Genomic DNA, 25,209 nt, shown 5'->3' on the forward strand with positions numbered 1-25,209 from the left:
TTATTAATGTAATAAGCGATTACAAGCTTACTCAGCAAATCCATTATCTCATTAATCGAAATAAGAGCGGAATTTTTCATTTGGGCAGTCATGATCTTGTTCATCATGAAGACTTTATTAAGGATATTCTTGAAAGGATTGGGAGCTTTAATCCCATTTTTAAAAGGGTATTCACTACAAATGAAGAGCGTTATCTGGCAGTCTTACCCAAAGACAATATACTTCCAAAAAACCTGCGAATTAGTTGCCAGGAGATAATTGATCACCATGTTATTGGTTAATTAGCAAGAAATCTGCCTATTTTTAAATACCTAGATCATATTTTTCTAACTTTAAGAAAAATAGAATCTTATGGAAAAATTAAGCGAAGAAGAAATAAAAAACAGCTTAAAAGAATTGCCAGGGTGGGAATATAAAGATGCCGCTATTGAACGTTCTTATAAGTTTAAAAATTTTAAAGACGCTTTTTCAATAATGACACGAATTGCCTTTGAATGCGAGGCACAAAATCACCATCCGGATTGGTCAAATGTCTATAGCTCTCTTAATATAAGATTGAATACGCATGACGTTGGTGGTATAACCAACAATGATTTTGAACTTGCAAAAAGCATTGAAAATATAGTAAATAATAAATAATTTTCAGCAGTTATATCATCTCTTGTCTCAACATTTAAATTTGTTAAATTTGCTTTCAGTAAATAGTACATTAATTTATGGGAAGAGCATTTGAATTTAGGAAAGCGCGTAAAATGAAGCGATGGTCAGCTATGTCCAAGGCTTTTACACGCATTGGGAAGGATATAGTTATGGCCGTAAAGGAAGGTGGCCCTGATCCGGATTCCAATTCACGGTTAAGAGCGGTAATTCAGAATGCCAAGGCGGTAAACATGCCTAAGGACAATGTTGAGAGAGCCATTAAAAGAGCGAGTGATAAAAGTCTTGGTGATTACAAAGAAGTATTGTTTGAAGGATATGCACCCCATGGCATTGCTATACTGGTTGAAACAGCCACGGATAATAATACCAGGACTGTTGCCAATGTTCGCAGTTATTTCAATAAATGTAACGGCAGCTTAGGTACTTCGGGATCTGTAGAATTTATGTTTGACCATACTTGTAATTTCCGTATTTCCGGAGAAGGAATAGACCCCGAAGAACTGGAATTAGAGATGATAGACTTTGGTGCCGAGGAAGTCTTTGTCGATGACGATGGCATTCTAATCTATGCCCCTTTTGAAAGTTTTGGTTCCATTCAAAAAGAATTGGAAAACAGGGGAATTGAAATCCTATCATCAGGATTTGAGAGAATCCCACAGATTACCAAAGAACTTTCCCAAGAAGAAGTGGAAGATGTTGAAAAACTATTGGAGAAAATTGAGGAAGATGATGATGTTCAAAATGTATATCATACTATGCAGGAGTAAATTTCCAAATACTTATGTAAGTATATTATTCCAGATATAGCTCTTAAGAGCTTCTTACACTTACCCAACTTATATTTTTATGCTTTTAAGAGCAAGTGTAAAATGCTTATAAAAACTGCATTGGATTAATTGCTTGTCAAATAATTTTGAAGAGATGATGCATATCATTTCAATTCATTAGTCCTCTTAATAATTTTACAATCGGTTGAGGTTAAAATTGAAATTGAACCTATGATTCTTTGACCTCATTTTACCTTAAGTGGAATTTAATTTATTGATAACCCTTTAAATCTAATATTATGAAAAAACTAAGCAAGATATTTTTATGCGTACCATTATTCATCTTTTTACTGCTTTCCTGTTCATCAGACGATACAGACGAATTGGTCAAAGTGGGAGGCCCTTTTGAAATTAGCGAATTAGCAGGCAGTTGGGATGCTACATCGGCCAGTTTTAGTGATGGCAATACACAGAGTATTGAGCTCATTAACGAAGGAGGAACTGTATCCCTGACTGTCCAGAGCAGTGGCAGGTTTACCTTAACTATTGATCCGGCAGACAGGCCTGCGTATACAACAAGTGGAGAAATGTTCTGGGAAGAATTCGAAGGACAATATTATTTCGCTATCGAATGGGCCGATTATCCGGGTGACTGGGATACCTATGGGGCAACACTTAATGCAACCACATTTACTATAAATGGAGGTTTTGATTCAGGAGAATATGATTTTGACAACGACGGTACTTTTGAAACCGCAAGTATAGGGTTTACGTTCGTAAGAGTTTAAAAACTGTATTCAGGAATTTTCCCAACCACGCCCTTATAGAATTCTTTGTATTTTATAAGGTCGGCTTCCATATTATCTGTGGGGTATTGAGGTTCTGATACCTTGACTTGTTTTTTGCCAAAATCGAATGCCACCATTACAATGGGAACTTTGGCCGTCTTAGCAATATAATAAAATCCTGTTTTCCAGTCAGCTACCTTTTTTCGGGTGCCCTCTGGTGCGAGTGCCAACCTAAATTTTTTGCGTTCATCAAATATTTTGGTAATAGCTGCTACTTTATTTTGACTTTTACTCCGGTCTATTGGTGCACCTCCCATCCATCTGAAATACCAACCGAACGGAGGCCTGAACAGACTTTCCTTTCCAATAAAATTAACTTCTTCATTAAATACCCTTCTGACCAATAAACCCAGAAAAAAATCTACCCAACTGGTATGGGGAACAACAATTACTACACATTTATCCACATCAGGAAAAGAGCCTACAAGACTCCATTTTAATATTTTAAAAAAAATAAACTTCGACAGTCTTTGCATTAAAAGTGCGTGGGATTTTTATGGAAGAAAGAGTTCAGTACCTTCTCCATTTATTAGTATCAAATAATCATAAAACAACTATAATCTACTAATTAAATGTTTTCTGAGTTTATATTTTCTGATAAATAGATCTCAATTTTTCAGGAGTTATATATTTAGCCCAGTCTTTACCTAAGGCATTTTCCCACAGTGGCACCATACCCAATGATACTTTTATCATAGTATTGAATTCATCATCAGTTAAATTTGCACAAATTCCCTTAGGAAGTTGAATATCATGCTTTTCCATCATTTCATTGAATTTAGTTACTCCTTCAGGATAAAATTCTCCTAAATGCTGAAAAACAAGACAATTTCCAATGCCATGCCTGGTGCCCAGTAAGTAAGATAGTCCATAACTCATTGCGTGGGCAACACCTACCTGAGAATAGGCAATACTCATACCGCCGTGCCATGAAGCCATCATTAACTTATCTCTGGAATCTGAATCTGAAATATCACCTAAGAAAACTTCTTCGCACAACTCCAGCGCTTTTTCACCATAACTTTGACTAAATGCATTTAGGTAGGTCCCGTTAAGAGATTCTACGCAATGAATAAAACAATCCATCCCGGTATAGAACCATTGTTCTTTGGGTACTCCATGAAGAAGATCAGGGTCCAGAATAACCTGGTCAAAGGGGGTGAAATCCGAATTAATCCCCAGTTTCTTCTCGGGGCCAAGTAAAACTGTTGTTCTGGAAACCTCAGCCCCTGTGCCGCTTATAGTAGGTATCCCCACATGATAGACCGCAGGATTATGTACCAAATCCCAACCCTGATATTTTGCCGAAGAACCTTCATTATTTAACATGATTGCGACAGCTTTTGCTAAGTCCAACAAAGTGCCTCCGCCAATGCCAACTATTCCTGAAGGTAACTCTGTAAAATCTTCTTTTATCTGACTAACCAAATCATCTACCTGTCCAGTTTTTGGTTCTTTGTCCGCAGAAATAAGAATAGTCCTGTCATTGAACTGAACAGGAATTCTTTCCATTAAGTCTGAGTTAGTGAAAACATCATCTACAAGGTAAATTACAGGGGCTTGAGGACCGTTTCTGTGAGGTTCTATTATCTCCCCTAATTGGTCAAAGCAACCGGGCCCGAATACAACGCGTGGTACCATTGGAAAATTTCTGTAAGGCCCTTTTGTGATTTTAGTAGTATTCTTTAATGTCATTTCTTTGTCTTGTTTCATAATTTTAACTAATGTATTTAAGAATATCGGATATCGTATTTAATGTGAGGTGATTATTCGTCATTTCCTCCGGATTAACCTGTTCATGAACCCAGGTTGTATGAAATGGTACATGCACTGCCCTGGCACCTATATTCAAAATAGGTATTACGTCTGATTTCAGCGAATTTCCTATCATTAAAAATTCATTAACATTAATCTCCAGATGGTCCAGTAAATTTTTATAATTCTCCTCTTTCTTGTCACTTAATACCTCAACATGATGAAAATATTTTGTAAGTCCGGATCTTTCTAATTTTCTCTCCTGATCTAATAGATCACCCTTTGTAAGAACAATCAACCGATATTTATTGGCCAGTTTTTGCAATACTTCCTCAACACCCTGTAAAAGTTCTACAGGCTTGGCTATCATTGACTTTCCAAGATTCAATATTTCAGTTATTGTCTGTGGAGGAATATGATTATTCGATAATTCCATTGCAGATTCTATCATGGAAAGCATAAACCCTTTTATCCCATAACCATACAACTCAAGGTTGTTCATTTCCATTTTAAAAAGCTCCTGGTCTACCTTATTCTTAGTTTCATAATTTTCAAGAAGGTCGGCAAACTTTTCTTCTGCTTCCCTGAAATAGGTTTCATTTACCCAGAGTGTGTCATCGGCATCGAAGCCAACCACTTTTATGTTACCAAAATCTAATTCCATACCTCTTTAGCTTTCTCTAAATCTTCAGGAGTGTCAATTTCTATTCCATTTACTTCGGTTTCCACCATCTTAATTTTCTTTCCATACTCTAAATATCGTATGGCCTCAATTTTCTCTGCAGCTTCAAGAGTTAACATAGGCAAACTTCTAAAATCCATAAGTGCCCTTTTTCTGAAAGCATAAACACCTTTATGTTTAAAATAATCAATTTCCATATCTGTCGTCCTCAGATAAGGGATGGTCGATCTCGAAAAATAAAGTGCGAAATTCCTGTTATCAACAATTACCTTAACAATATTTGGATTACTAATTTCATCCGAATCGGTAATTTTTGTCATTAGGGATGTTAAATCAATTTCTTCGTTCAGATCATTTTTAAATACTTCTAACATACTATCCAAACTCTCCTTGTCTGTAAAAGGTTCATCGCCTTGTATATTAACAATAATATCTACATCCATGCCGATCACGGCTTCCGCTATTCTATCGCTGCCACATTCATGCTCTTCATTACTCATAATAGCATTACCGCCTTCTCTTACGATAGCATCAAAAATGATTGGGCTGTCTGTTACTACATAAACTTCATCAAATAATTTTGTCTTTAAGGCAGCCTCATTGGTTCTGACTATGACAGGTTTACCCGCCAGATCCTGCATCAATTTTCCGGGGAATCTGGTAGCTGCGTAACGGGCAGGTATCATGGCAATTATTTTAGTCATTGAAATAGTTTTTAATCATTTTTAATTCTTGGCCTTAGTTTTCGATATATGTAAAAAATAAAAATTAATATAATTATAACCAGAACCATCGCAAGTATTGGAGCAAATATCGATGCTGTTGAAACCACTATAGCTGTTCCGGATTCCACAGCAGCTACCAATGGATTCGCCAAACCGCCTGTAGTTGTTGTAGAAACAACCCTTCCAGCCGCAGAAGCACCTTTGATGGCCGTTGCAGTTCCTCCCCCGGCTATAATGGCAAGGGACCAGGTAACAACCGGGTCCAAATTGGCCACTGTAGAAACCATTACAGCAGTGCCTGCAATTGCCGCAAGGGGAATTGCTAAACTATCAAGTAAATTATCTACCCAGGGAATAAAATAGGCCATTAATTCTACTATTGTAGCAACCCCGAGCACAATTAATGCCGCAAGACTGCCAATCCATACCCAGTGCTGGTTTAATTCCCAAACGCCAAAATAAGCTGCAAGGCTCAGCGCAAACAAAGGTAAAAACACCCTAAACCCAACTGATGCGGCAAGTCCAATTCCAAGAAATATGCTAATAATTGTTTCAGATGTCATTATAAAAATCCGTTGTACTAATTTAAGTCATTCCTGACCAACAAAAAAATCACTCTTGAACCCTATCAGGTATAATTTATCTTTAGCTCTGGTAACCGCAGTATAGAGCCATCGCAAATATTCACGATCTATTCCATTCGGAAGATAAGGTTGTTCTACAAATACCGTATTCCATTGTCCTCCTTGCGATTTATGGCACGTAATGGCATATGAAAACTTCACCTGCAAGGCATTAAAGTATTTGTTATTCTTCACTCCCAAAAACCGTTTGTATTTCGATTTTTCATGAGCATAGTCGTTTTGTACTTCCTGATATAACCTATTTCCTTCTTCATAAGACAAGGAAGGTGTATCAGCTCTTATTGTATCTAATAATAATACAGTCTCAAATGGTCTTTGGTTGGGATAATCCACCATTTTCACCTTTACCTCGGCAAATTTGAACCCATATAGCTCCTTAATTGAAAAAATCTCGAGTATTTCAATAATATCCCCATTTGCAATAAAACCGGCCTCAGAATTGGGCTTTAACCAAAAATAATTGTTCTTGACAACCATCATATAATCTCCGGGGGCCAGCTCATTTTCCAGATATAATATCCTGTTTCTTATATTTTCGTTATACAAATTTGCTCTTTTATTCGAGCGAACAATCAGCACTGTTTCTTCCTTGCCATTTTCCCTGTATGAATTATCAATAGCTTCCTGAATGTCATGGCCATCAATTAGTCTTATTATGTCTTTATAGGGGTTAACATCAAATTTAAAATCATCTAAGTAGCCAGATTGTAGTTGCTCGCGCAAATTGGTGGCATTCAGTAATATCCCTGAGTCCTCTGCCTGTCTTACTACTTCATCTAACTCTAAGGTTGTAACTTCTTTATTATAATTATAAGCCAGTTTTTCGCTGTCCAAAGCAGGACTGATTTGTAAATGAACCGGCGGTAACTGAGCGGTATCACCAATTAAAATCAATTTACAGTTATGGCCGGAGTATACAAACATCAACAAGTCGTCTAATAGTGAGCCATTCCCAAATAACTTAGAATCTGATGGTTTGTCCGGGATCATAGAAGCTTCATCCACAATAAAAATTGTATCCCTGTGCTTGTTAGGTGCAAGTATAAACTTTATGCCTCCCCCACTTTCTTTTTTTGGAAAGTAGATTTTCCGGTGAATTGTGAAGGCCTGACTTTTTGAATAATTACTCATCACCTTGGCAGCCCTTCCGGTAGGTGCCAGCAGAACCGCTTTCATAGCTGTCTTCCATAAACTAGATACTATAACCCCTACTATGGTTGTTTTACCAGTTCCGGCAAAGCCTTTCAACAAATAGACTTCCTCTTTTTTTTGAGATAACACAAAATGTGCAAGCTGTTGCAATGCCACTTCTTGTTTTGGTGTGGGTACATGAGGAAAGTTATCCTTAAGAAGTTTATAGAAAGAAGTCGCGGTGAGCAATTTCATAAGCCTTCAAATATAAAGAGGATTTTTGCGACAAAACCTTTTACGATTAAAAAAAAATTGTAGATTTGTGAAGACCACTAAAAGATAATTAATACCAGTTAAAAATGAAAACCATACTTCAGATAGTACTTTGGATAATTTGCGTAGGCCTTGGATACCTAATTTATAGATCTGTTACAGGACCTATTGAGTTCCAAAAGGTAAAGGAAGAACGTTATTCTAAAGTAATTTCCAATTTAAAGGATATTAGAAATTCTCAGGAAGCCTACAGGGCGGTTAATGGAAAATTTGCCAACGACTTTAATAGTCTTATCGCATTTGTAGACGGGGGTCAATATACCATTACTCAGCAAAGAGACTCTTCATATATGGAGTTCGACAAAACATATGGCATCGATCTATTAAGAGAGGTTACCATTATTGACACCCTGGGGTTTGTTTCCGTAAAGGATTCTTTGTTTAAAGCAGATGATCGCTATAAAAGCATGATGAATGTTCCTTACGCACAAGGAGGCGAAAAATTTGAAATGAAAGCTGATATTGTTGATAAGGGAGGTTATAAAGCACCGGTTTTTGAAGCCAAAGTTAAAAAAGATGTTATTTTATACGACCAACCTAAAGATCTTATGTCTAAGGAAAACGCTCAAATAAGTGTTGAAGAAGTAAACGGATCGGAAATTAGAGTAGGTTCGCTTACTGATGTAAGTACCAATGGTAACTGGCCACCTATATATGACAAAAAAGGAGATCAATAACAACATTGAAAATTATCATAAATTGTCCATTCAGGTTAGCTTGAATGGACTTTCTTTTTGCATCGTGGACACCATATCTAACACGATCAAACATTTCAAACGGCTTAACTTTGGTAAGGAGCTAAGCCCTTATGAGGCGCAAAAGGAATTAAAGCAGCTGTTTAGAGAATCACAGCTTACAGATTATTCCTTTACTGAGGTCGTAGTCATCCATAGAAATAACCTCTTTAGTCTCGTTCCTAAACCATTATTTGATAAAGCAGAACTTGCCAACTATCTTAAGTTTAATATCAAAATACTCGCCAATGATTTGGTTGAATATGATGAGATAGATAGCTGTGATATGGTAAATGTTTATTTACCTTTTGTAAATATCAACAATTATATTTATGATCTTTTTGGGGAATTTGTATTCATGCACCATGGGACAGTAATGGTACAATCTTTATTAAATTCACAAAGCAATGGAAATGAGCCCATTTGTTATGTGCATGTTGCGGATAAGCAAATGGATATTACGGTACTTAATCAAAAACAATTATTATTCTTTAATAGCTTTCAATTTATAACCAAGGAAGATTTTATTTATTACCTGCTTTTTACATTAGAACAATTGAAGTTGAACACGGAAACCATAAAACTGAGGCTTTTTGGTTCAGTAGATATGGGAGATGAGCTTTACAATATTGCCTATGAATATATACAGCATATTTCATTATTTATCCCTCCCAGCGATATTTATTCTACAGAAGAGTTGGAGAAAGAAGTAATAGATTTTACTGTACTAAACGCTCTTTAATGCGTATTATCTCCGGTAAACATAAAGGCCGTCGTATCAACGCTCCCAGGGGATTACCAGTACGTCCTACTACCGATATGGCTAAAGAAGCTTTATTCAATATCTTAAATAACAACTATTATTTTGAGGATCTGGTAGTACTGGACTTATTTTCCGGAACAGGGAATATAAGTTTTGAATTTGCATCCAGAGGCAGTAGTGAGATTGTGGCTGTTGATAAGGACTACAGATGTATTAAGTTTATATCAAAAATGGCTGAAGAACTCGGCTTTAGTATTTCTGCTATTAAAAGTGATGTATTTAAGTTTATTGAAAAAATAAATCTGAATTTTGATATCATATTTGTTGATCCGCCTTATAGTTTCACCATCGACGATTGTTCCAGAATTGCTTCAATTGTTTTCCAAAGACAGTTATTAAATGAAAATGGTGTGTTAATAATTGAGCATTCCAAACACACAGATTTATCTGCTCTTGAAAATTTTAAATATATGAAGAAATACGGAGGGAGTGTTTTTAGTTTTTTAGAACCAAATAAGGCTATGGAATAAAAAAATTCCTCACTCTTAGATCTAAAACAGACCCTATAGAGCGAGGAAGTTTTTAAAAAGCAGGTCATAAGCCGGATTCTGTATGGCCTCAAAGAGACCTCCTTATCATTTATCTTGACTTAAGGTTACCCATAAGTTCTAACCGCCTACCCTTCAACTTGAACGTGCAGTCCTCAAACGTTGATATACATGACGTTTCACCGCATAGAGTTTACCTGATTTCACTACAGCATTACCTGTACTTGCTTTCTGTTGCACTTGTCCTTCTTCCACATAAAGCGGAAGAGACGGGCGTTACCCGCTATGCTGCACTAAGGTGTCCGGACTTTCCTCACTAACATATACTGTCAGCGCGATAAGGGGACCTGTTTAATACAAAGGTACAATATCCTGTTTTAGGCTAAAAAAAATACAGTTTTATTCATACTTGGAACTTAATTCATATCCTATTGCAAATTCCTACTGGAAAATAATAATGAATATCTTTATATTTTCAAGCTAAGTCAATAGTTCTGTTACCAAACAATTGTTGATAAAAATTGGGATATATGTTTAAAATAAACGCCAGAATTAGCGGCTATTTATATATTTGTATATAACACAGCAGGCATTTAAATTTTGTCTGCTAAACCTTATTTAATTGGAACCATTTATTGTATCAGCTCGCAAGTACAGACCCAATACCTTCAAGGATGTTGTGGGTCAGGAAGCCATTACAAATACGCTGCTGAATGCAATAGATAATAACCATCTGGCTCAGGCACTTTTATTCTGTGGCCCCAGAGGAGTAGGTAAGACTACTTGTGCGCGGATTTTGGCCAAACAGATCAACCAGGACGGCACAGAGAAGGAAGATGAAGATTTTGCATTCAATATTTTTGAACTGGATGCGGCATCCAATAATTCTGTTGATGATATCAGGAACTTAATAGATCAGGTACGAATACCTCCTCAGGTTGGAAAATACAAGGTTTATATCATAGATGAGGTACATATGCTATCTCAATCTGCCTTCAATGCATTTTTAAAAACACTTGAAGAACCACCTAAACATGCTATTTTTATTTTAGCTACTACAGAAAAACACAAGATTATACCAACCATATTATCGCGTTGCCAGATATTTGACTTTAAACGAATAACCGTTAAGGACGCGGCAGAGTACCTCAAATATATTGCCGGGCAACAAGGTATTGAGGCAGAAGATGACGCGCTTCATATTATTGCTCAGAAGGCAGATGGCGCAATGAGAGATGCTTTGTCTATTTTTGACCGGGTAGTTAGTTTCTCGGGAAAGAAACTTACCAGAGCGGCTGTAACTGAGAATTTAAATGTTCTGGATTACGATACATATTTTGCCACTACAGATTTAATTCTGGAGCACAATATTCCTCAATTATTAGTCTTGTACAATCAAACTCTGGCCAGAGGATTTGAAGGGCATCATTTTATTAACGGTTTGGCTTCACATTTCAGAGACCTTTTGGTTTGCAGATTTGAAGACACCATTGCACTTTTGGAGGTCGGTGAAAAAGCAAAAAAACAGTATCTGGAACAATCTAAAAAAACTTCTGAATCCTTTTTGCTAAAAGGGATAGCTATAGCAAATGAGTGTGACCTTAACTACAAAGTCAGTAAAAACCATAGATTATTGGTTGAACTAACTTTAATGAAATTAGCCTCAATAGATTTTAATGGTGAAAAAAAAAATCTTGACCTCAGCGCCTGGAACGGTGAAATTAAATTAATACCCACTTCGTTTTTTATTGATACGCTACCCGCCAACCAGTCTCCGGAATCTCTGGAATCGGCAAAATTTTTGGACAAAACCCAAACAGTCATACCCAAAGACAAGGAAGTCGAAATTGGCGAGCAGGGAGAATCTACTGAAACAGAAGAGTTTGATCCTCAGCCTTTAACGGAAAGTATTTCTGAAGATGTGCTGATATCAGAACCTAATAAAAATATTAGGATTAAGGAGCGATCGAAAAGAATTTCAGGTTTATCATTATCCAGTTTAAAGGCGAAAAAGGAACATCAGCTCAAAAGGATAGAAGTAGTAATTGATGAAGATGAGCTACCTAAAGAAAATTTTGCAATAGAGGAATTATTAAAACATTGGGAAAGTTATATTCAAAAATTAGACAAAGCAGGTAAAAAGATAATGGCTTCAAATCTAAGTTCCGATCAACCTAAAATAGTTGATGAAACGGAAATATGGATTGAGCTTCCGAATGGAACAATGAAAAAAGAAATTGAAAGGGAACAATATCTCCTTTTGAAGTTTCTAAGAAAGCAACTCAACAATTATAGCATTGAGTTGAAAATAACCGTCAATGACGAAATTGCCAAAAAATTTGCCTATACTCCTGAAGAGAAGTATCAAAAACTAAGGGAAATTAATCCTGCCATTGATCTCCTAAGAAAGGAGTTCGATTTAGACCTTTGATTTATTTGCCAATCGCAACCTAAGGGCATATATCAGCATTACTATGGCTACAACAAGCAGCCCCAAAGACTCTCTTCCTCTTTCAATATTCACAATATCTCCATTACCAATAGTTATTCCTTCGAACTTCTCCGGCCATAAAACAACAGTGCCAATAAAATATATTCCGCTTAGAATAATTGCTACGGTAGAGTTCAATTTACCCAAATAGAAAAACAAAGATGCCGCAGCAGCAACGCCATAGATAGCATACCACAACAGGGCGTCAGGATCATTGTATTGAACATAAGCGGCCCATATAAATAACAATGTAAATACCAAAGAAAGAAGTTTAAACAGATTTTTCATATCGTAAGATTTTAATCGGTTAAGAGTTTAGTTATAAGCTGGTAAATCTCTGTGGATTTAAAAAGTTCCTGCTTTAATGATCCTTTATTATTTGTTATAAAAACCGGGTAATCTGATTGATTTTCAGGAATTCTGCCATGAGAACCTTTGACCAGATTTGCTTTTAGGGGTATTATATTCATTACAGTTCTAAATCCGAATTTCTTTTTCAAAAGTTTTAATATCACTTTGGGCATCACAAATTTGTCTTCAGGATCTGTGAACATTTCTACCGGGTCATAACCGGGCTTTTTGTGGATGTCCACCATTCTTGCATAGTCCGGTGCTTTCGCATCATCCACCCAAAAATAATAGGTAAACCATGAATTTTTATCCGCAATCAGCAGCAAATCGCCACACCTTTCGTGATTTAAATGGGCTTCTTCCAATTCATTTTGCGATAACACTCTTTCAACACCATTAATTCCTTTTAATAACTCCTTTACTTCGCTTTTAATTGTTTGATCATTAAGATAAATGTGCGCTATCTGATGATCAGCTACCGCAAAAGCTTTACTGGCGCCTGTATCTAAAAGTTCCAGGCCTCGTTCCTCCCTGACACTTATTAATCCCTCAGATCTAAGAATACGGTTAATGTGAATTGGGTTATTCACATTGGTAATGCCATATTCCGAGAGTAGAACAATATTTGTATTTCCGTTGTCATAATAACTTACCAGTTTTTTCACTACCTCATCAATTTCATTCAGATCTTTACTGATTTTGGAAAAATCAATACCATATCTCTGCAAATTATAATCCAAATGAGGCAGATAAACCAGAGTAAGGGTAGGATCATGCAATTGGTCCGTATTGATGGCGGCATCGGCTATCCATTGACTGGATTTTACGGATGTTTTGGGGCCCCAAAAATTAAATAAAGGGAAAGTGCCCAGTTCCTGTTGCAATTGGTCTCTTAATTCAGGAGGATGTGAATAGATGTCGGGAATTTTTCTGCCATCAGCAAGATAGTTAGGACGGGGTGTAACACTGTAATCCACGGTAGAATACATATTATACCACCAGAAAAGATTAGCACAGGTAAAATTACGGTCCAATTCCTTCATCTCATCCCACAACTTGTCACTTTGAGTCAATTTATTGGATTGCCTCCAGAATTTTACTTCGCATTCATCCTTAAAATACCATCCATTTCCAACAATACCGTGTTCTGATGGCCATTTACCGGTAAGATAGGTTGTTTGAGAAGTGCAGGTTACCGCTGGTAAAACAGGTTCAATTGAGGCTAACTCGCCCTTCTCCAAAAAGGATTTAATAAAAGGTGTATGTTTACCTATGAGCCTGCTGGTAAGACCAACAACATTAAGAACAACCGTTTTATTCATACCTTTTATAGTTTATCTATTAACCAGCTCATTTCTCTGATTATCGATTCTGAAAGTTCTTTTTTAAGAGAATCTGGAAGTACATCCCAGGTATATGTCTCAACTTCCAGGTGTTCTGAAATCACATTTTCCCTGAGAATGGTTATCACCTTTAATATATGATCCTGTGTGGAATATAATTCCTCAAAAGATTCAAGAAAAATAGGAACATGAAAATGGGCTCTTAATTCTGAAACATCAGTTTTATTTTTAAGAATAATGGGTAAGTCATTATAAGTCTTAACTCCCTCGTTTGTATTTTCAGTAACCTGGTGCAGGTAAGTAGGTTCATCAAATTGCGCCAATGATTCCCATATTTTATCTTTATCAGATGTGTCAAATCTAACTTTCAAAGCTGCACTTACCTGTATTTTTCCTATCTTAATTCCGGCTTCCTTTAATTTTTCGAAAGTAAAAGCGGGCTCTTCATAGGCAAGTGAAAAATGACAAATATCATAACAAAGGGTACAATAGCGCAAAACCAAATCTTTTGCCTTTTCTTCACTCACATCGAGAGTTTTTATTAGCTCCTTTTTCGCAATTGGTAAAAGAAAGTTACGGTAGAACATTAAAACATCTTCAGTATTCTCAAGCATCCCATCAGGTTCCGGTTCTATATCAAGATGAAGATACTTGGATGTTCTTTCTTCAAGTTCATAGAGTTTTAATATAAGCTCCGTCAAATGACCAGCCCCCTTTTCCAGGACTATCTTTTTGCTATCAGTGCCCTTATGCCAGTGTTTGTAGCTAATAGGTGAAGTGGAAATGCCACCGGAAATTCCTTCAGGTAAGAGGTAAGCTAACTGTTCAAATAATCTTATAGTATAATTGACCCTATCCCTTGTTGTCCAATCGGGTTCATGTACTTTATCCTTAACAACTTCATCATGAAAATTTCCATATGGAAAACCATTCATGGTAAATACATAAAGACCGTTTTTTATTAACCAACTTCTAAATTGTGGAAGATTATTATTCATAGCAAGTTCTTCGCTTGCCTTATTGGATAGTCTCAATCCTATACCAAACGGTTGTTCTTTTGATATTTTGTTTTTTATAATAGGCAAGTATTGCGCTAAACTCTCAAAAGTGCCTGCCCAATCCTGTCCCGGATGAATATTTGTACAATAAGTCAGATGGTATTTATCATCGATCAGCATAGTTTATGCCACATTAATTTTATATTTATTATTTAGGGAATTTACTGCATTCTTCATTAATTCCATGTCTATTTCGTGCACATCTATCTTCTGCCCAATACCGTTTATCAATGTTATTGTTAATTCTCCTCCAAGATGCTCGCGAAACTCCTGAATCCCTTTTAATAACTCCTGCATTTCCGTGCCCCCTGAAACCGGAATAGACAAATCAAAGCCAATGTCTGCCATGACTTCTAAAATTTCATCCAAAATTTCCACTGAAATAAAACCTACAAGCTGCGAATATGTTAAATCCAGTGCAATCCCCTTTGCTACAGCTTCACCGTGCCTCAAAGAATAATTACTCATCTGTTCTAACTTATGAGCGGACCAATGACCAAAATCTAATGGTCTGGAAGACCCACTTTCAAAAGGGTCGCCTCCTTTAGCAATGTGTTCCATATGCATTTCGGCGCACCTGTAAATAGTTTTAAGCATGGCATCCATATCACGTTCTTTCAATTTAATCGCATTTTCTTTAATTGTATTAAAGAAAAATTCATCTTTAATAAGTGCAACCTTAATGGCCTCAGCCACACCTGCAATCCAATCGCGTTGTCCAAGGCTTGTCAAAAAATTTCTATCGTTTAAAATAGCATATGGTGGTGCAAAAGTTCCTATAAAGTTCTTTTTGCTATAAGCATTTATACCATTCTTTACCCCTATTGCAGCATCATTCTGGGAAAGCACCGTTGTTGGAATACGGATGAGTTTTACACCCCTGTGTGCAACTGACGCAGCATAACCGGCCACATCTATTACTGCACCACCCCCTATAACAATTACAAAAGAGTGCCTGCATATGGCGTTATTATTGATAGCACTTATTATTCTATCTACATTATCATAATTGTTTTTAGCTATTTCTCCACCCGGTATTACAAGGCACTCTGTAAATAGTAGTTGAGAGCTATGCAAAAGACAATAATTTTTAATACTCCCGATTAACTCCGGGTGCTTTTTAAGAACGCCATCGTCTACAACAAAAAGGAGTTTAACCTTTTCATTTGGTGTATAAGACTTTATGACCTCAGCGAACAGGCTATTGTTGCTTTCAAACACATCGTTTGTAAAGTGCAGACTGTATTTAAAGTTTACAGCAAAAGACTGCTCTATGGGTTTTAATTGCATGCTTTTAATTTAAGTTACCGCAAATATCTTAGCGAGTATGTATGACAGTGGCAGCAATAGTAAAACAACCAAACCAAACTGCCAACTATCAAAGGCAACAGCGAGTGAGGCATCCAAAACAATTATTGAAAGCACACCACTGACCACAGCTCTTTTAATGTTTTCCGGTGAATTTATTCTATATGCTCTAATCAATGAACTATAAATCAGAAATATAAATAAACCCAGGAAAGGAAATAAACTAATCCACCGCCTCTGTATATCAGGTGTAATCATCAAAACGATAAAAACAACCATTGCGTATAATAGTCCTGCCCAAATTATATGCTTTTTGTTTTGCCCAAAAACCTCCCCCCTGCTTATTAACGTAATGGCAAAAATATATATAAGAGGAATTACGGCATACATCCAGTGGGATATTTCACCAAATACAGACATTCCTAAAATTAAATTTAAAGCTCTGCAAAGCCCCATATTTAATGGACCCAGAAAATTATATTTTTTGGAGAATGTATCATAAAGTATGATTCCCGCGGCAAGAATTAAAGCTATTATACCACTAAGGTAATTCACAAAAAAGGATATGAAAATTCCTGACATCAATAGGCCGGTACCATATAATGAAGCTCCTTTAAGCGATACATCTCCTTTTGGAATAGGTCTTTCGGGTCGTTCTATCTGGTCAATTTTAAAATCAAATACGTCATTTAGTACAACCCCTCCAGCGTAAAGGAATGTTGAGGAAAACATAAGTAAGATTAAATTCAGATATACCGGTCCGTTTAAAAATGTGTCTGATATAATTAGCAAAGTAAAACCAGATATACTGGCACCGGCCATTATATCAGCCACGGCAGTAGGCAAGTTTGCAGGCCTGGAAAGCTTTGCGTAACCCAGGAGTACCAAGTTCATTCTATTTAATTTGATCTGTGTCCACACGAGGTTCCTGACCTCGTAAAACACTATTATCCTTAAAAAGAATTGATTGATTAATTCCCTGCGGATTTAGCCAGTCTGATTCTTTCATTTTACCATTTTTACCGAATGCATCCAATGCATTTTTATAACAGGTTTTTATGACGTCTTTACGATCAATTCCTCGTTTTAACATAAGGGCTGCAGTTTTTGGTACAGCTAATGGGTCACTAACTCCCCAGTCTGCTGAACTATCTACTATGATATTTGAGCTGCCATATTTACGCACTACTTCTACCATGCGTTCATTGCCCATTTTTGTTTTGGGATAAATTGTAAAAGCGGCTATAAAACCTTTATCTAAAACTTCTTTTACTGTTTCCTCATTGTTGTGGTCAATTATAACATTTCCAGGATCCAGTTTATGCTCCATGCACACTTCCATACTCTTAATTGTTCCGGCCTTTTTATCCCGATGAGGGGTATGAACCTGAACCGTCATATTTAGTTCTTTAGCCAGTTCTAATTGTTCCCGAAAATACTTATCCTCAGCCGGAGTTTGATCATCATAACCTATTTCTCCTATAGCCACAACATTTTCCTTGTGAAGATATAAGGGTAAAAGTTCCATAACCTGCTCGGCCAGGGCTTCATTGTTGGCTTCTTTGGAATTCAATCCAATGGTACAATAATGTTTTATGCCAAACTGACTCGCTCTAAATGGTTCCCATCCAACAAGGCTACTATAATAATCTTGGAATGATCCAACTTGGGTTCGCGGCTGACCTAACCAAAAAGAGGGTTCAATAATTGCTACAATTCCTGCTTCCGCCATGGCTTCATAGTCATCGGTTGTCCTTGAGGTCATATGAATATGAGGGTCAATTATCATCATTTTTTCTTTCATAGTTTATTTTTTAAATTTTCCCAGGTGACAGCTTTACTCGCTATTTTTTGAATCAAATCCGGATATTTATCCAATAATTTGGTTGCTTCCTGATCGTGGGAGTAATAACAACAAAGGGCAGCCGCCAGATTTTCAATTTTATCTTTACTCTTAAACAAATGATCCATATCCTGTAATAAATCACCTTTCAAAAATCCTGCTACAGGTCGCCAGAACATTGGATCTATATCCCTTGAAGCCGCCCAACGCTCATGGGCATAATCTGAAATAATTCTCGCTAAATCGCCGTTGGCCCGCTTTTCAACATCAACAATATCTCTCAAATTTCGCTGCATAAATGCCGCTTTCAAATACATTTGATTCCATTGCTGATCATTAAAATATATGGAGGGATATGGATTGTTTAATGCTATAGCGTCAAAAATTATATCAATATTAGTACGCAATGCCTCAACTCCTACCTGATTATAGTCACCGGCATTAGGTAAAAGTATTAAAAACTTCAAAAATGTCTCCAGCTCCCCGGTATCCGCGACCTGAATAAGATTTGCCACCTTGGTTGAAAAATATGCTTTATCTGATTCAAGTACTCTAATAAGTAAATAAATCCTGGCAATTTGAAGCAAGTCTGCATTCTGTGCGATTAGATAATCTTTCAATCCCTGATTTATCCCCCGGATTATTGGTTTTTTTGCAAGATCAATTTTTCCGGCAATTAAACTATAGATCAGATACAATTCCTTTGCAGATTTTGACTTAATAATTAAATCTGACTTATTCTCTATCCAGGTAAGTGTTTCTTCCGATACACTATCGCCAAGAATTTCAGATAACTGTACGCGAGTATCCAAATGCTGCATATATTCCAATTACAAAATAAACAAGGAGTTAAACAAAAGAAATATCTTTGACTGCACAAATATATTAAGATAACAGCAAACCTCCTCTTTTAATAAACATATATAGTTTAATAAAACACTATAGGTGTTTCACAGGTTCTTTTTAATTTAGCAAAAATTTGAATCATGTTAGGACTAAAATTAGCAACTGATCCCCGCTGGGTAAACATAGTGGAAAAAAATATAGACGAAATTCTGACAGATCATGCCTATTGTGAACAAAAGGCGGCCAGTACTGCAATTTCACTGATTGTTACTTTTCCCGAATATCCGGAGTTGGTACAGGAAATGATAGCGCTTTCAAGGGAGGAAATGGGTCATTTTAAAATGGTACACGATAAGATCCTTAAACGCGGTAAAACACTGGGAAGGTATCGAAAGGATGAATATGCTATTCAACTTTTGAAATTTTTTCCGAAAGGAGGAAACCGAACAACTCAGCTTGTGCACCGACTCTTATACGCTGCGTTAATTGAAGCACGAAGTTGTGAACGGTTTAGGTTGCTTTCAGAAGAACTAAATGACAAGGAACTGTCAGATTTTTATCATAAACTTATGGTTAGTGAGGCTGGGCATTATACAATGTTTTTGAAATTTGCCAGGAAATATGGACAGAAGGAGGAGGTAGATAAAAAATGGCTGGAACTTTTGGATTATGAAGCAGAGATAATGAAGGATTTAGGTAGAAAAGAAACTATACACGGTTAGCATAAAATTACTTCAGAGTCAGGAGTCCAGAGGCTTCCTGTCAATATTTTTAAATATATTAAAATTCGAAATCAAAATTCATCATAATATAAGGTCTTTATAATCCCATCTGAAAGACCAATTTTGGGTACGTGAATTTTTCTTGCCCCACTCCATTTAGCTGAAGACAAAAATATCCGTGTGGCGGGAATGATTACATCTGCCCTATCCGGATTCAAACCTAACTCGGAGATACGGTCTTCATAGGACATACTGTTCAAAAAGTTATATTGAGCATTCAACCAGATATTGGAAATAGGTTCCCCTTCCTTTCGCCCTGACAATTTATGTAATTTATTGATGTTGCCTCCGGAACCAATTATTGAAATTTTAGACGTCCCTTTTGTAATTTTTCTTATCCATGACTCAATATCATTCCATATATCGTCTTTCACTATATTATTAAGAAGGCGTACTGTTCCTATCTTAAAAGACCTTGATACTTTAATACTCCCTTTAGTAAATAAAGTGAATTCTGTACTGCCTCCACCTACATCTATATAGAGATAGGACTGATCCGTTTGAATAAGTTTTTTTAGATCAGTAGATGCAATTATTGCGGCCTCTTCTTTACCATTAATTAATTGAATGGTAATACCCGATTCTTTAAAGATCTTGGCAATAACTTTATTTCCATTGCGTGCCTCCCTCATAGCCGATGTTGCACATGCCTTATACTTTTCTACTCCAATAACCTCCATTAAAAGGTTAAAAGATTTCATGGTTTTTATAATTCTTTCAGTATTGAATTCAGATATTGCACCTTTGGTGAAAGAATCTTCTCCTAGACGGACAGGGACCCTGATAAGTACATTTTTCCTAAATTTTGTTTCCTTATCCCTTTCCTCAATAACATTATGAACCAATAACCTAATAGCATTGGAACCAACGTCTATTGCGGCAAATTTTCGGATATTCAAACTTCTAGTTTTTTAGAATTTATTTTATTAAGGTAGTATTCATAAATAGCGAATTGAGAGCGCAATTTGGGTTGCTCGTTCTTCTTATAAACATTGTCCTGTTCCCCATTAAAAATTCGGGCTTTAACATTGTCATTCCAGGAGATTTCAAAGGTATCTATTAATTCCTGCTTAATGTCATCGTCATATATTGGACAGCCAACCTCCACCCTATTGTCTAAATTTCTTGTCATCCAATCCGCAGATGAGATAAAGATTTTAGGATCTCCATCATTACCAAAAATAAATACCCGCGGATGCTCTAAAAATTTATCAACAATACTTATGGCTTCAATATTTTCACTCATACCCTCAACCCCTGGAATAAGACAACAAACACCTCGTATAATTAGCTGTATTTTAACACCAGCCCTACTAGCCTCATATAATTTATCTACCATTTCATAGGAGGTAAAACTGTTCATCTTTATTTTGATGTAGGCATCTCTGCCTAGTATTGCAGATTGTATTTCATTGTCAATTAATTTTTTAAACAAACTTTTAGTATAATGAGGAGAAACGACCAGATGTTTGTATTTATATATTTTGTATGTGGTTTCAAAAAAATCGAAGACAATTTTGACTTCTTTTAAGATAGCCTCATTAGCTGTAAATAAGGTATAATCTGTATATATTTTGGCAGTTGATTCATTAAAATTTCCGGTACTAATAAATCCATATCGCTTAATTGAATCGCCCTCTTCCCTTTCAATTACGCAAATTTTACTATGTACTTTCAGACCCGGGACTCCAAAGACCAGTTTTACGCCTTCTGCCTGTAATTCTTCCGCATAATTGATATTGGCCTGCTCATCAAAACGAGCCCTTAACTCTATCTGCATGGTAACTTTTTTGCCATTTTTCACGGCATTTATTAAAGATGCCGCTACTTGTGAATTCTTTGCCAAGCGATATACGGTAATCTTAATGCTTTTTACTTTTGGATCCAGTGCAGCTTCCCTAAGGAATTTTATAATGTATGAAAAGGTATGGTATGGTGCATACATCAGGTAATCCCTTTCGGCAATACGTTCCAATAAGCTTCCTTCCAGACTTAGCCCTTTAACTGGTAGTGGTGTAATTATCACACTATCTGTATCCTCAATACCCATTTTCCCTTTTAAAAATTCTAAGGTATCAATGGCTAAACTCTTATCATAAACAAAACGAACCGGATCACTAATTTTTCTTCCTTGAACGCTTGATGATATTTTTTCTATAAATGTTTTACTTAAGTCATTGTCTATGTCCAATTCGGCATCTCTTGTAATTTTAATCATATGTGCAGAAATAGCTACATAGTCAAACATAGGAAATATCCGAGCCAGACAATACCGGATAAGGTCATCCAGTATAATGATGTAATTTTTATCTCCTTCCCTTGGAAGTACAACAAATCGGTCTACGCCTTTTGGAATTTCTATAAGTGCATACCGATTCTCTACTATTCCTTTGTCTTTTTGGTCTTTTTCGGTTTCTTTAAGAATCATTTTTACAGCCAGGTAAGCTTCGGTATCCTTTAAAAGTGGAAATTGATTAAGATCATTAAGAACTATAGTCATTAATTGGGGGCTAACCTTTTCTATGAAATAATTTTTAACGAATTCGGCCTGACTATCAGACACCTCCGTTTCGTTAATAAAAAAAATACCTTCTGATTCTAATTCACTTTCTATATCATCGTGAATTTCCAGGCTTTTACTTTGCTGATCGATTACAATTTTGGTGATTTCTGCCAACAAATCCTTTGCTTTTTCACCTCCTAAGGCACTTTTACCTTTCTTGCCTGCCAGGACAATTCTTTTAATAGTAGCGTACCTCACTTTAAAAAATTCATCCAAATTATTTGAAAAAATACCTAAAAACCGAAGTCGTTCTATCAATGGAACATTTTTATCTGCACTTTCCTGTAATACACGATCATTAAACATCAACCAGCTTATTTCCCTGTTGATGTATTGATTTTTAGATTTAATCATTATCTAAGGTGTTTTGGAATAAGGACATGTTCGGTAGTGCCATTTTTAATTGCTTGCCAATTGGAGACATCAAAGCTGATTTGCACCAAAGCCGAAGTAGGTACATTTTCTATAGCCTTGTTCCCCCATTGATTTACAACATTGGTAAGTGCGTAGTTATGGCCAAAAATCATGACTTTATTGAAGTTATCATCCAGTTGTTTTATAAAAGACATTACCGCCTCCCCGGAAAAATCATATAGCTGATCAGAAATTTTTAATTTTTCCAAAGGATAATTAAAAGTCCTTAAGAATACTATACAGGTATGAAGAGCCCTGTTTGCAGAGCTTGAATATGCCGAATCTATGTCCTTAGCCAGACTTTTGAATTCAGCACTTACCAGATGGGCGTCATTAATTCCCCTCTCTTGTAAGGGCCTGTCCTGGTCACTTACTCCGTACTCCCAGGATGATTTCCCGTGCCTGACAAAAATTACTGTTTTCATAATTAATTTAGTTTTATGGAGCCAGTCGCTCTATTTTCCAATCAAAATCTGCTTGAAGTGAGTACCGGATTCTATCGTGTAACCTGTTATCCCTGCCTTGCCAAAATTCCATAGAAACAGGCCTGACAAGATAACCACCCCAATAATCCGGACGTTCAATTTCTTTGCCTTTATATTTTTCTTCCAATTTCTTTAATTCATTTTCCAATACTTCTCTCGACTCAATTACACTGCTTTGATCAGATACAATGGATCCTAATTTACTGCCTTCCGGTCTGGACTCAAAATAACCATCGGAAAGATTTTGGGCTATTTTCTCCGCCTTTCCTTTAATAATTATCTGCCGTTCCAGATTGGGCCAAAAAAATGACAAACAAACTCTTGGATCTGCCTCAATAGCTTTTCCTTTTTCGCTTTGATAATTAGAATAAAAAATGAAACCCTCAAATGTATATTTTTTTAGGAGGACCATTCTGCTCTTTGGATATCCATCCAGTCCCAATGTCGAAACTGACATCGCGTTTGTTTCATCTATGCCGTCAGCAGCTTCAACTTCATAATACCATTTCTGAAAAAGTTCCATGGGATTGTCCGAGACAGCTTCCTCAGTTAAGGCACTTTTTTTGTAAGATTTCCGATGATTTCCTAAATCTCTATGCATTTTTTTAAAAGACAAACATTAGTACTACAAAGTTGGGGAAAAGATGTATAAAAGTGAAGTGTTATTGAATTTTTATAAAAAAGTGAGAAAGAAATAATCGTCTTTTACTATAAGCAGGAGTGAAATTCAGAATTTCTGAAAGTAGTTGTGCTTAAATTTCGAAACTCTTACCGTCGTCAGCCAATTCAACATTTTTAAAAACTTCTATAGCCTCCTCTCTGAATGGTACTATAGATTTATACCTTGTAGAAAAATGTCCCAGAATTAATCTATTTACCTTGGCTTCTTTGGCAACTGTTGCCGCCTGCCTGGCCGTAGAATGCTTTGTTTTTTTCGCCAAATGTACTTCGGTCTCTAAAAAAGTGGCTTCATGATACAGCAAGTCAACACCCTTAAGAAGGGGTGCCAACTCCATATTGAATGCGGTATCACTACAATAGGCATATTGTTTTGTCTTAGGGGGATCCAGGCTGAGTTCTGAATTTGCCATAACTGAACCATCATCCATTTTTATATCCTTGCCTTGTTTTATACTCTGATAATACGCTTTGTCTATTTTATATTTTGCGGTTGCCAATACATTTAATTTACGCTCACCCGGTAGCTCGCTAAATAAAAAACCGTTGGTATATATTCTATGATCCAAAGGAATTGTCTTCACCCTTAGCTTGGTATTTTCAAAAATAATTTCAGATTTTTTGGAAGTTAGTTCGTGAAAAACAAGCTTATAATTGGTCCAGGAATTGCCAAGCTTTAGAAGTAAGGTAATGGCCTGTTGAATTCCTTCGGGACCATATATGTGGAGGTCCTTTTCTCTACCCAAAAGTTTAAACGTGGAAATTAGTCCGGGTAAACCAAAAAAATGATCTCCGTGTAAATGTGAAATAAAAATATGCTCAATCCTTGAGAATTTTATTTTATTCTTTCGCAACTGTACCTGTGTTCCTTCACCACAGTCTATTAGAAAAAGGTGGTTCCTTATTTCCAATACCTGAGACGTTGGGTTAGTCAATGCTCTAGGAGTAGCAGAGTAGCAACCCAGGATATGCAGCTTCATTTTTGTTTCCGGGTTTCCAATTTATATTCTTTGGCTTCCATTGGGGTAAAATTGCTCTTTAAAGTAAACGCATACGGACTTTCCCCATATTTGTTGAGATATTCCAGCCTAACTTTAGCTTCTTGAGGAGTCGGATATTCACCATCAGGCACATACCAGCAGGCCATATGCATTTCTTTCATAGCAGAGAACCATTCCTTTCTCCTTTTGAAAATATCCTTGTGTTCAGACCTATAGGTAAAATTGAAAAGCGCATTTATGGATTGCCATACCGACATATTAACAACAATAAAATTATCTTTAAATACCTTAACAGCCGTTTCGTTATTGTCCTCTATAAATCGCCAGATGAAGCCCTCACTTTTTTCTGCTAATTCGTTAATTCGATCCAGGTTATTCACAAAATCCGTCATAACAACACTGTCCAGAGGTGCCAACATGCGTGCAATATTAATTTGTGCAAGCTTATAATTCATT

At 36.3% G+C, this 25,209-nt stretch carries 27 protein-coding genes, 1 other RNA gene and 1 pseudogene; 9 read left to right on the forward strand and 20 right to left on the reverse strand.

What is annotated here, in order from left to right; all coding sequences use genetic code 11:
* The 4 genes and pseudogenes from Q0X66_RS12795 to Q0X66_RS12810 form a co-directional block, all read left to right on the forward strand.
* Window positions 1-281: pseudogene (locus tag Q0X66_RS12795) on the forward strand (dTDP-4-dehydrorhamnose reductase); the annotation flags it as partial.
* A 70-nt stretch (window positions 282-351) separates the two neighbouring features.
* On the forward strand, window positions 352-639 hold the full coding sequence (locus Q0X66_RS12800; RefSeq protein ID WP_297706992.1) for a 4a-hydroxytetrahydrobiopterin dehydratase: 288 nt from the start codon (window positions 352-354) through the stop codon (window positions 637-639).
* Between the two features lie 77 nt (window positions 640-716).
* Window positions 717-1,427: a YebC/PmpR family DNA-binding transcriptional regulator gene (locus Q0X66_RS12805; protein ID WP_297706994.1), complete on the forward strand. Its 711-nt coding sequence runs from the start codon at window positions 717-719 to the stop codon at window positions 1,425-1,427.
* A gap of 299 nt (window positions 1,428-1,726) precedes the next feature.
* Window positions 1,727-2,215 (forward strand): hypothetical protein, encoded by a 489-nt coding sequence (locus Q0X66_RS12810; RefSeq protein WP_297706996.1) that lies wholly within the window; start codon window positions 1,727-1,729, stop codon window positions 2,213-2,215.
* Here Q0X66_RS12810 and Q0X66_RS12815 read toward each other — a convergent pair.
* From Q0X66_RS12815 to Q0X66_RS12840, 6 genes are all read right to left on the reverse strand, one after another.
* The gene (locus tag Q0X66_RS12815; protein WP_297706998.1) at window positions 2,212-2,751 is read right to left on the reverse strand and encodes a 1-acyl-sn-glycerol-3-phosphate acyltransferase; all 540 of its coding nucleotides are present in this window, start codon (window positions 2,749-2,751) and stop codon (window positions 2,212-2,214) included. The genes Q0X66_RS12810 and Q0X66_RS12815 overlap by 4 nt on opposite strands.
* A gap of 109 nt (window positions 2,752-2,860) precedes the next feature.
* On the reverse strand, window positions 2,861-3,988 hold the full coding sequence (locus Q0X66_RS12820; RefSeq protein WP_297707000.1) for an iron-containing alcohol dehydrogenase family protein: 1,128 nt from the start codon (window positions 3,986-3,988) through the stop codon (window positions 2,861-2,863).
* A gap of 4 nt (window positions 3,989-3,992) precedes the next feature.
* Complete coding sequence (locus Q0X66_RS12825) at window positions 3,993-4,694, reverse strand: HAD family hydrolase (RefSeq protein WP_297707002.1); 702 nt, start codon at window positions 4,692-4,694, stop codon at window positions 3,993-3,995.
* Window positions 4,685-5,398, reverse strand: coding sequence for a 3-deoxy-manno-octulosonate cytidylyltransferase (kdsB, locus tag Q0X66_RS12830; RefSeq protein WP_297707105.1), 714 nt, complete (start codon window positions 5,396-5,398; stop codon window positions 4,685-4,687). The genes Q0X66_RS12825 and kdsB overlap by 10 nt, the downstream gene beginning before the upstream one ends.
* Before the next feature lie 29 nt (window positions 5,399-5,427).
* Entirely contained in the window at window positions 5,428-6,000 is a 573-nt protein-coding gene (locus Q0X66_RS12835) for a DUF4126 domain-containing protein (RefSeq protein WP_297707005.1), read from the reverse strand.
* A 27-nt stretch (window positions 6,001-6,027) separates the two neighbouring features.
* Complete coding sequence (locus Q0X66_RS12840; RefSeq protein ID WP_297707006.1) at window positions 6,028-7,467, reverse strand: ATP-binding domain-containing protein; 1,440 nt, start codon at window positions 7,465-7,467, stop codon at window positions 6,028-6,030.
* Between the two features lie 104 nt (window positions 7,468-7,571).
* On the opposite strand from Q0X66_RS12840, the gene Q0X66_RS12845 reads away from it, so the two are divergent.
* The 3 genes from Q0X66_RS12845 to rsmD are packed head-to-tail and all read left to right on the forward strand — an operon-like array spanning window position 7,572 to window position 9,572.
* Window positions 7,572-8,222 carry a hypothetical protein gene (locus tag Q0X66_RS12845; protein ID WP_297707007.1) on the forward strand — a complete coding sequence of 217 codons (651 nt, stop codon included), beginning with the start codon at window positions 7,572-7,574 and terminating at the stop codon, window positions 8,220-8,222.
* The gene (locus tag Q0X66_RS12850) at window positions 8,200-9,021 is read left to right on the forward strand and encodes a DUF3822 family protein (protein ID WP_297707008.1); all 822 of its coding nucleotides are present in this window, start codon (window positions 8,200-8,202) and stop codon (window positions 9,019-9,021) included. Before Q0X66_RS12845 ends, Q0X66_RS12850 begins: the two co-directional genes overlap by 23 nt.
* Window positions 9,021-9,572: a 16S rRNA (guanine(966)-N(2))-methyltransferase RsmD gene (rsmD, locus tag Q0X66_RS12855; protein WP_297707009.1), complete on the forward strand. Its 552-nt coding sequence runs from the start codon at window positions 9,021-9,023 to the stop codon at window positions 9,570-9,572. The genes Q0X66_RS12850 and rsmD overlap by 1 nt, the downstream gene beginning before the upstream one ends.
* A 52-nt stretch (window positions 9,573-9,624) precedes the next feature.
* Here the strand turns inward: rsmD and rnpB are convergent.
* Window positions 9,625-9,944, reverse strand: an RNA gene (rnpB, locus tag Q0X66_RS12860) — RNase P RNA component class A.
* 268 nt (window positions 9,945-10,212) lie between these two features.
* On the opposite strand from rnpB, the gene Q0X66_RS12865 reads away from it, so the two are divergent.
* A complete protein-coding gene (locus Q0X66_RS12865; RefSeq protein WP_297707011.1) occupies window positions 10,213-12,021 on the forward strand; it encodes a DNA polymerase III subunit gamma/tau in 1,809 nt (602 codons plus the stop codon).
* On the opposite strand, the gene Q0X66_RS12870 is transcribed toward Q0X66_RS12865, so the two are convergent.
* The 7 genes from Q0X66_RS12870 to Q0X66_RS12900 are packed head-to-tail and all read right to left on the reverse strand — an operon-like array spanning window position 12,010 to window position 18,805.
* Entirely contained in the window at window positions 12,010-12,369 is a 360-nt protein-coding gene (locus Q0X66_RS12870; RefSeq protein ID WP_297707013.1) for a transmembrane 220 family protein, read from the reverse strand. The two genes, Q0X66_RS12865 and Q0X66_RS12870, sit on opposite strands and share 12 nt — an antisense overlap.
* Before the next feature lie 11 nt (window positions 12,370-12,380).
* A complete protein-coding gene (locus Q0X66_RS12875; protein WP_297707015.1) occupies window positions 12,381-13,754 on the reverse strand; it encodes an alkaline phosphatase family protein in 1,374 nt (457 codons plus the stop codon).
* A 5-nt stretch (window positions 13,755-13,759) separates the two neighbouring features.
* On the reverse strand, window positions 13,760-14,953 hold the full coding sequence (eboE, locus tag Q0X66_RS12880; protein WP_297707017.1) for a metabolite traffic protein EboE: 1,194 nt from the start codon (window positions 14,951-14,953) through the stop codon (window positions 13,760-13,762).
* Window positions 14,954-14,956: 3 nt separating this feature from the next.
* Complete coding sequence (locus Q0X66_RS12885) at window positions 14,957-16,123, reverse strand: 3-dehydroquinate synthase (protein WP_297707019.1); 1,167 nt, start codon at window positions 16,121-16,123, stop codon at window positions 14,957-14,959.
* Window positions 16,124-16,132: 9 nt separating this feature from the next.
* The gene (eboC, locus tag Q0X66_RS12890) at window positions 16,133-17,035 is read right to left on the reverse strand and encodes a UbiA-like protein EboC (RefSeq protein WP_297707021.1); all 903 of its coding nucleotides are present in this window, start codon (window positions 17,033-17,035) and stop codon (window positions 16,133-16,135) included.
* Between the two features lies 1 nt (window position 17,036).
* A complete protein-coding gene (locus tag Q0X66_RS12895) occupies window positions 17,037-17,945 on the reverse strand; it encodes a TatD family hydrolase (protein ID WP_297707023.1) in 909 nt (302 codons plus the stop codon).
* Window positions 17,942-18,805, reverse strand: coding sequence for an EboA domain-containing protein (locus tag Q0X66_RS12900; RefSeq protein WP_297707025.1), 864 nt, complete (start codon window positions 18,803-18,805; stop codon window positions 17,942-17,944). The genes Q0X66_RS12895 and Q0X66_RS12900 overlap by 4 nt, the downstream gene beginning before the upstream one ends.
* Window positions 18,806-18,970: 165 nt before the next feature.
* Between Q0X66_RS12900 and Q0X66_RS12905 the strand changes: the two genes are divergently transcribed.
* The gene (locus tag Q0X66_RS12905) at window positions 18,971-19,552 is read left to right on the forward strand and encodes a tRNA-(ms[2]io[6]A)-hydroxylase (protein WP_297707027.1); all 582 of its coding nucleotides are present in this window, start codon (window positions 18,971-18,973) and stop codon (window positions 19,550-19,552) included.
* Window positions 19,553-19,623: 71 nt separating this feature from the next.
* Here Q0X66_RS12905 and Q0X66_RS12910 read toward each other — a convergent pair whose 3' ends face one another.
* From Q0X66_RS12910 to Q0X66_RS12935, 6 genes are all read right to left on the reverse strand, one after another.
* The gene (locus Q0X66_RS12910; protein WP_297707028.1) at window positions 19,624-20,511 is read right to left on the reverse strand and encodes an exopolyphosphatase; all 888 of its coding nucleotides are present in this window, start codon (window positions 20,509-20,511) and stop codon (window positions 19,624-19,626) included.
* Window positions 20,508-22,529, reverse strand: a complete 2,022-nt coding sequence (ppk1, locus tag Q0X66_RS12915; RefSeq protein ID WP_297707030.1) for a polyphosphate kinase 1 — start codon at window positions 22,527-22,529, stop codon at window positions 20,508-20,510. The genes Q0X66_RS12910 and ppk1 overlap by 4 nt, the downstream gene beginning before the upstream one ends.
* On the reverse strand, window positions 22,529-23,014 hold the full coding sequence (locus tag Q0X66_RS12920) for a histidine phosphatase family protein (protein WP_297707032.1): 486 nt from the start codon (window positions 23,012-23,014) through the stop codon (window positions 22,529-22,531). Before Q0X66_RS12920 ends, ppk1 begins: the two co-directional genes overlap by 1 nt.
* Before the next feature lie 13 nt (window positions 23,015-23,027).
* Entirely contained in the window at window positions 23,028-23,675 is a 648-nt protein-coding gene (gene pdxH, locus Q0X66_RS12925) for a pyridoxamine 5'-phosphate oxidase (protein WP_297707035.1), read from the reverse strand.
* 151 nt (window positions 23,676-23,826) lie between these two features.
* Window positions 23,827-24,732, reverse strand: coding sequence for a ribonuclease Z (locus Q0X66_RS12930; protein ID WP_297707037.1), 906 nt, complete (start codon window positions 24,730-24,732; stop codon window positions 23,827-23,829).
* On the reverse strand, window positions 24,729-25,208 hold the full coding sequence (locus Q0X66_RS12935; RefSeq protein ID WP_297707039.1) for a DUF3291 domain-containing protein: 480 nt from the start codon (window positions 25,206-25,208) through the stop codon (window positions 24,729-24,731). Before Q0X66_RS12935 ends, Q0X66_RS12930 begins: the two co-directional genes overlap by 4 nt.
* Between the last annotated feature and the right edge of the window lies 1 nt (window position 25,209).

Origin of the sequence: uncultured Eudoraea sp., assembly GCF_947260015.1 — a bacterium.
Classification (GTDB): Bacteria; Bacteroidota; Bacteroidia; order Flavobacteriales; family Flavobacteriaceae; genus Eudoraea.